This is a genomic window from Ruegeria sp. YTSA072, assembly GCF_059610285.1.
Map to the genome: position 1 here is coordinate 507,908 of NZ_JBXWNI010000002.1, position 7,270 is coordinate 515,177.

Sequence of the window (7,270 nt, forward strand, 5' to 3'; positions counted from 1 at the left end):
ATTGGTGCTCCGTACAGAAGTTCAGATGCATTCTCCGCCATCGATGACCAGCGCATGGCCCGTCATAAAGGTGGACATGTCGGAGGCCAGAAACAGGATTGAATCGGCCATTTCTTCGGTCGTGCCCCAGCGTCCCATCGGAATGGTTTCAGACACGTAGTTTTCTAGCTTTTCGCGCCCGCCCATTTGCACTTCGAAACCGGCGTTAAACGGCGTGTCGATAAAACCCGGACACAGGGCGTTAAAACGAACATTGTGTTTGGCATAATCTGCGGCCATCTGACGGGTCATGGCGACCACTGCATGCTTGGTAGTGGCATAGGCAATCATTTCGCGGTCGTATTGCACACCCGAGTTTGACGAAGTGATGATTACACTGCCACCTCCCTGCTCGCGCATGGGACCCACCGCAGCGCGAGCCGCGATAAAATGCGACCGCACGTTCAATCGCCAGGACATGTCCAAACCTTCAACGGGCACCTGCTCAAGGTTGCCTTCAACCTGATAGCCAGCGTGAGAGTGCAGGACATCAAGGCGCCCGTAAGCTTTGACGACTCTGTCGACCTCGGCTTTGACTGCCTGATCGTCGGTGACATCTAGCCCTCTCGAGGCCGCCACCAGCCCCTCGCCATGTAAGTCTTCGACCACATGCGCAGCCTTGTCGGCGTCCAGATCTGTCACAATAACTTTGGCGCCATGACGGGCCATGGCCATTGCCCCTGCCCGGCCAATTCCTGATCCGGCGCCTGTCACCAGAACAACCTTGCCGCCGAGTATCGGAAAAGGTCGGGCCTTAAGAGATTTTTCTGCAAGGGTCATCGGGACTTTTTACCTCCGCGTTGCAGCAACAACTGGGCGGTAATCAGCAGTAACAGAGACACGCCCATCACCATCGTTCCAATCGCGTTGATTTCAGGTGTCACACCGCGTCGGATGGATGAGAACACATAGATCGGCAGCGTCGTTTCTGAGCCCGCCACAAAGAACGCGATGATGAAGTCGTCGAAGCTAAAGGTGAAGCTCAGCAAAAAACCCGCCAGGATGGCCGGAAAGATCATCGGCAATGTCACCTGTCGGAACGTTCCCATCGGCGTGGCGTAGAGATCCGAAGAGGCCTCGGTCAGCGCGCGATCCATCCCCGCGAGCCGTGCCCGTACGATAATTACCACAAGCGCCATCAGGAACATCGTGTGGGCGGCGATCAGCGAGCCGATGCCCATGCGCAGCTTTGGCGGCTTGAACCCGTCCGGCCAAATCGCCGCAATCAGCGGGTTCAGTTGGTCAAATACGGTGACCAGCCCGATCAAAGTGGCGATCCCAATTACAATGCCGGGGATCATCACCGCAACATAGATCAGCAGATCAAAGGTAGCTCGCACGGGACCACGAATGCCCTGCAGGGCGACGGCGGCCATGGTGCCAAAGACGCTGGCAAACAGCGCCGAACAAAATGCCACGATCAGGCTGGTTTCCAGCGCGTCCATCACGAACGGATTGGACAGCGCCTTGCCATACCATTTGGTTGAGAACCCCTGAAGCTGGCTCGCGTGTCGACCGGCGTTAAAGCTGAACAGGGCGATGACACCGATAGGAATGTAGAGAAAAAGGTAAACGCAGATTGCATACAGTCTCATCGCATAGCCTCACATAATCGATACGTCTTCACGGCTTGCGCCGAGGCGGCTAATCAGCCGCATGTAGATCGTGACGGTAATCAGCATGACGACCACAAGGGTGACAGCAACCGCCGACCCATAGGCCCAGTTGCGTGACTGCAGGAACAGGTCGACCAGTGCATTGCCAACAAAGAACACTTTGCCACCGCCCAGCAGAGCCGGGATCAGGTATTCGCCCATCAACAGGATAAAGACGAGCATGCAACCAGTCGCAATGCCGGGCACCGAAAGCGGGAGCGTGATCTGAAGAAAGGTCTTCCACGGCTTTGCGCCCAGATCAGACGACGCCTCGAGCAGGCGTTTGTCGAGTTTGTCGAGGCTGACATAGATTGGGAACACCATCAGCGGTAGATACCCATAGATAATCCCAACCAGCACCGCAAACGGCGTGTTGATTAGGCGTAGTCCCTCAATTCCGACCCATTCGAACAAGGCAGGTATCCCGCGTCCACCCAGCAGGAAAATCCAAGCGTAACTGCGGATCAGGATCGACGTCCAGAATGGCACGATCACCAGAACCAACAGGATGGTTTTCCACCTCGGAGTCGTTTTGACAGCGAGAAAGTAAGCCAGGGGATAGGCGATAAGCAGCGCCGCCATGGTTCCTAACGGCGCCAACGTCATCGTATTTTTGAACGCTGCCCAGCGTGCAGGAAGGTTGGTGTATTGTTCCAAAGTGAGAGCGAGCTCAACGCCACCTGACGAGGCTCGCTCTCCAAAGCTAAAGATGAAGACAACTGTTAACGGAATGATCAGCATCACGAGGAACCAAGTTCCCGCAGGTGCCAACAACAACCAGTTGCGTGTTCTATTCGTCATGTTGTCTTCACCTTAGTTCAGATCAGGCCGACTTGAACCGAGCCATCAGCTCGGCGCGGTTCGGATCGGTCAGAGTGACTGCGGCCCCGAATTCCAGTGGGCTCAAAAGCTCCTGAGCCGGGAAGATGATCGGATCATTCTTCAACTCTTCGGGCAGTTGATCATATGTTCGGGAATCTGCCGTCGGATAGCCGTGCGCCAGCACTTCTTTGACGTTAACATTCGGATCCAGCATGAAGTTGATCAACGCATAGGCCGCTGCCTTGCGCTCGGAGCTTTTGGGGATCGCCCAGTAATCGCTCCAGATTTCGCCGCCCTCTTTGCCAAGCACATAGGCGATCTCGGGTATGTCGGTGTTCAGCTGCTTGCCGTCGCCGGACCAGCAGATGGTCAACCAGGCATCCCCATTACGCATACCCGGCTGATAGTCCGACGTAATGGCAAACAGATGTGGCTTCACGTCAATCAGAAGTTTCTCGGCATCGGCCAGCTCTTTCTCGTCAACCGAATTGAACGAATAGCCAAAGGCGTTCAGGGCGCTGCCAATCGTGGTCAGCTGATAGTCGTGCACGATGGTACGACCCGAGAACTTGCCCATGGTGATATCAAAGAACTCTCGCCATGATGAAATCGCATTTCCACCATTGTGCTTAGTGTTGACGGCCATGCCGGTCGATCCCCAGTTCTTGGGAACACCATAGAGCTTACCGTTGACTGAACCTGCCTCGGCGTAGCGCGCATCAAAGGCCGACGCATCATAGTTCGGCAACATCGACGTATCCAACGGTTCGATCAGATCCTCTTTGACGTAATCTTCAAACGTGTAGTTGGTGGGCACATAGACATCCCAACCGGTGGCACCGGCCTGCAACTTGGCTAGCATTTCTTCGTTCGAGCCAAAGACGTTGACCTGCACATGTGCGCCGGTCGCCTCGGTAAAGGCGTCAAAGTTGGCCAGATCATGATAGTTCGGCCATGTAGCCAGAACCACGCGATCACCAATATCGCCAGCATATGCAGGTTGTGGGCGCAAACCGGGCACCGAGGCCCCCATCACAGCCGCTGCCGCACCAAGGCCGGTTACATTCAGGAAATGGCGCCGCGTGATTGAGCCCTTCCGGTAGCTTTCCAGCTTCTCCATGAACTCCTTCTTGGAGATATGGTCGATGGTCTTTGTCATTTTCTTTACTCCCTTTTGCATGGTTGTTGTGGACGTCGTTAATTTCGGTCGAGAATGAGCGCCGCCGATGTCTCCCACGAGACCAGGGCTTTGTCGCGGACGGCAAAAGCACCTTCGCTAAGGTCCGCCTGACGCGGAGCGAGTACGAGGAAGTCACCAAGGGTTTCGTGCGTCACCAGGTATTCAGTGTGTTCGCCAAGAAAAATTCGGTTGTGGACTTCGACCTCAAGACCTTTGCCCTGACGGCGCAGTTTCATTTGTTCAGGGCGCACGCTAACGCACACCTCCTGCCCGTCGACAAGACCATCACCGGGCATGCCCTGTATCCGCATTCCATTGTCCAGAAGCACCTCAGACAAGCCGTCCGTCGAACGCTGAAGTTTGCCATTAAAGAAGTTGGACGCGCCTACAAAATCAGCGACATAGCGAGAATTTGGGCGATCATACAACTCTTGCGGGCTACCGATCTGCACAATTCTGCCGTCCCGCATGATGCAAATGCGATCGCTCATCGATAGTGCCTCTTCCTGGTCGTGTGTCACCAGTACAAAGGTGATACCCAACTGGCGTTGCAGATCCTGCAGTTCGATCTGCATCTCCTTGCGCAACTTGCGATCAAGCGCGGCCATGGGTTCGTCCAGCAACAGGAGTTTGGGCTCATTGATGATAGCGCGGGCCAGGGCCACGCGCTGTTGCTGGCCGCCTGACATCTCCCAGATCTTGCGATCCTCAAAGCCTGCCAGTTGCACCACATCAAGGGCTTTGCTCACCCGTTCCGAAATCTCTGCCTTTGGTATGCGCGGGCGGATCTGGCGTAACCCGTACCCGATGTTTTGCGCCACGGTCATATGTGGGAACAGTGCATATTGCTGAAACACCATGTTCACCGGACGGTGGTGCGCTTCGAGCGTGTTCACCACCTTTCCATCCAGCAACACATCCCCTTCGGTGGGGGTTTCGAAACCTGCCAGCATCCTCAAAGCTGTTGTCTTGCCGCATCCGGACGGGCCTAGAAAGGAAAGGAACTCGCCCTCGGCAATCGAAAGGTTCAAATCACTGGCGGCCAACACTTCGCCAAAGCGCTTTGTCACTCCACGCAGTTCTGCGATCGGTTTTTTGCCAGCTGGCTCAACCTCGCCAACATATCCCCCGTTTTCCATTTATTTCTATCTTTTTCCGATTTGTTGACTACTATCTATATTGGAAAAACTGTAAGAAAAACTTGTTTCAGTGTATATACCATGTTTTTAGTATATCAATCTGAATAGCAGGGCGCGGAGGAGGATCATGAAAGCTTTGTACGAAGCAACCAGCACGCTCATTGACGCTATCGGCTCAGAGAGCTTTGCACAAACCTTGTCTGATACGCTGAGGCAGATCACCCCGTTCGATTACACTGTTGTATTTGGATATTTTGGCCAAGCCCGCCCTTTGGATTTGTATGACGATTTCCCAAAAAATAAGCGCAAGGTCTTTGTTGAGGACTATCAGGAAGGCCCATACTTGCTTGACCCATTTTATCTTGTTTGCGAGACCGATTTCGTTCCCGGACTGCATCGAATTCGCGATCTGGCACCGGACAGGTTTTTTCAGGGCGAATACTATCGCAGCTATTATGCCCGAACCGGGCTTGCGGAAGAAATGGGCTTTGTGATCCGGCTTCCTGAATCCGCCAGTGTGGTTGTTTCCGTGATGCGTGAGCAAAAGGCTTTTTCAGCCAAGGATTTCCGACAACTCAATGAGTTTTGGCCCATTGTGCAGGCGACATGCAAAAGACACTGGGACGATCTTGCCAACCGGTTTGGATCTGTTGAAGGCGAGGTAGCAGATGATGATCTTTATCAAAGCGTGGCCCTTGCTTTTACCAATTTCGGACAGGGTGCCCTGACACCAAGAGAACGCCAGGTCGTCGAATACACGCTCAAAGGTCATTCCGCAGACGCTGTGGGGCGCATCCTCGAAATTTCCCCCGGCACTGTGCGTATCCACCGAAGGAATGTTTATTCAAAACTGCAGATCCGATCTCAAGGTGAGTTGTTTTCGAAGTTCATAGATGAATTGGTTTCGGGCGGACACTCATCGTTGTCGTCCAAATCACTGAACGCTAACTGAAGCCGATCGCCTTGGAGCGTACTTGCTCCAACTTCTTTTCACGAACGGTGAAGGCGAGGCAGAGCCCCTGCAAAACATAAAAACGTCTGAGTGTTCTTTGGGGTGTGAAGAAAGCATGCTCCATATTCGAACGGGACGCCTCCTGAGGCCTCATTCATCCATCTCGAGTGACCGCTTTTCTATTTTGGCTTGCATTTCATGCGCCTGCAGCGAATGACTGCTTTCCGCCCTTCGTGACGGATGCCGCACCTTTCATGAATGAGCAGATTGGGCTCGATGCAGAAGTTCGCCTAAGTTTTGCTAGCGACCGCAATACAGCACAAAGCGGACAACGATGAAGCTTCCATCTTCAAGAGTTCGTTTGGATCAACTGCACCGCCAAATATTACAAGTATTTTAGTGTCATGGCGTCAATTTTATTATAAAATAACACATCCCATGAGCGGCATAGCAGTAATCGTCATCAGCCATGAAATTTGCATCGCAAGAACACGAAAGCCTGTTTCACGAACGAGGCGAGCCCTACCGAATGGGTAGCCCCGGAGCGCGGACTTGCGGCGCGCGACTGAAAACAGGGGCCGCTTGCCCCAACCCCGCAATCAAGGAAAGCAAGCAGGGCCGGTGCCTTAGCCATTGCGGACCTCACGCCGCGAAGGCCTACCGTGTGCGCCAGAAACGCCGGTTTGAAACGGGCAGCGTGTCTGCCGAGGAATGGAACCGCGCCGAAGCCCGCCGCGCTGCCAATCGGCTAGGTGATCAGTGGAAGAAAAACCCGTGGTTGCCAGGTAGCACGATTGACCTGGGCGAACACGAACACGCATTTCGCGACGCGCTGGGCGATCTGGACGCAGCGACGTTGCCGCCAGCGGCGGTTGACTGGCTTCGGTGGCGGTACCGGCGGACACAAATCGACCGGCAGAACGGGACGGCTTGGCGCAACGCGCTGACCCAAGACTTGCCCCGTCGCGTTTCTGCGGCTGGCCCACGTCCGGCAGAGGTTCGCGGACGTGACTCAAAACCCGATGCTACGCCCCGGACGTGGAAAGTGGATCATGGGCGAGATTGTCCACCTTCAAAGCGCACCGCGCCGGACAAACCCAAGGCCCCGAAGGCCCGGCGCGGGAAAGGCTTCGGACGTGCTGGCCGTCCCCGGACGCAACCCACCAGTGAGGATGAACTTGCCGTGCTGGCTCAGGTCTATCGGGAAAACGCTGGTCTGTTGGAACCCATAATGGCGGGGATCACAGATCAAGCGAAACAATTGGCGGTGCTTCGGACGCTACGGGACTATCTGGCCCTGAGCCTCCCCAACTGAACTGGTCCACCGTTATGTTTAGGAAACGGAGGACCACGAATGGCAAACAAGCGACCGAAGCCCGAAGAGATTGTCTCGAAGTTACGGCAGATTGAAGTTCTGATGGGGCAGGGCATGTCCCGTCTCGATGCGATCAGACAGATTGGCGTTGTTGAACAAACCTATTAC

Annotated in this window: 7 protein-coding genes and 1 pseudogene; 3 read left to right on the forward strand and 5 right to left on the reverse strand. The window is 54.6% G+C overall.

Going from position 1 to position 7,270, the window contains the following annotated elements; genetic code table 11:
- Positions 1 to 21 precede the first annotated feature (21 nt).
- From AC2FIB_RS06730 to AC2FIB_RS06750, 5 genes are read right to left on the reverse strand one after another with little or no spacing between them, the layout of a single operon-like run.
- Positions 22 to 819 (reverse strand): SDR family NAD(P)-dependent oxidoreductase, encoded by a 798-nt coding sequence (locus AC2FIB_RS06730; RefSeq protein ID WP_058277032.1) that lies wholly within the window; start codon positions 817 to 819, stop codon positions 22 to 24.
- On the reverse strand, positions 816 to 1,634 hold the full coding sequence (locus AC2FIB_RS06735) for an ABC transporter permease (protein ID WP_282169969.1): 819 nt from the start codon (positions 1,632 to 1,634) through the stop codon (positions 816 to 818). Before AC2FIB_RS06735 ends, AC2FIB_RS06730 begins: the two co-directional genes overlap by 4 nt.
- A 9-nt stretch (positions 1,635 to 1,643) precedes the next feature.
- A complete protein-coding gene (locus tag AC2FIB_RS06740) occupies positions 1,644 to 2,495 on the reverse strand; it encodes an ABC transporter permease (protein ID WP_282169970.1) in 852 nt (283 codons plus the stop codon).
- A gap of 22 nt (positions 2,496 to 2,517) precedes the next feature.
- Positions 2,518 to 3,675 carry an ABC transporter substrate-binding protein gene (locus AC2FIB_RS06745; RefSeq protein ID WP_058277121.1) on the reverse strand — a complete coding sequence of 386 codons (1,158 nt, stop codon included), beginning with the start codon at positions 3,673 to 3,675 and terminating at the stop codon, positions 2,518 to 2,520.
- Positions 3,676 to 3,713: 38 nt separating this feature from the next.
- Complete coding sequence (locus tag AC2FIB_RS06750) at positions 3,714 to 4,835, reverse strand: ABC transporter ATP-binding protein (RefSeq protein ID WP_496734552.1); 1,122 nt, start codon at positions 4,833 to 4,835, stop codon at positions 3,714 to 3,716.
- A 127-nt stretch (positions 4,836 to 4,962) separates the two neighbouring features.
- Between AC2FIB_RS06750 and AC2FIB_RS06755 the strand changes: the two genes are divergently transcribed.
- The 3 genes and pseudogenes from AC2FIB_RS06755 to AC2FIB_RS06765 form a co-directional block, all read left to right on the forward strand.
- Positions 4,963 to 5,787 (forward strand): helix-turn-helix transcriptional regulator, encoded by an 825-nt coding sequence (locus AC2FIB_RS06755; RefSeq protein ID WP_496734550.1) that lies wholly within the window; start codon positions 4,963 to 4,965, stop codon positions 5,785 to 5,787.
- Positions 5,788 to 6,256: 469 nt separating this feature from the next.
- Positions 6,257 to 7,102, forward strand: a complete 846-nt coding sequence (locus tag AC2FIB_RS06760; protein ID WP_496841838.1) for a hypothetical protein — start codon at positions 6,257 to 6,259, stop codon at positions 7,100 to 7,102.
- Between the two features lie 39 nt (positions 7,103 to 7,141).
- Positions 7,142 to 7,270, forward strand: a pseudogene (locus tag AC2FIB_RS06765) (IS3 family transposase); the annotation flags it as partial.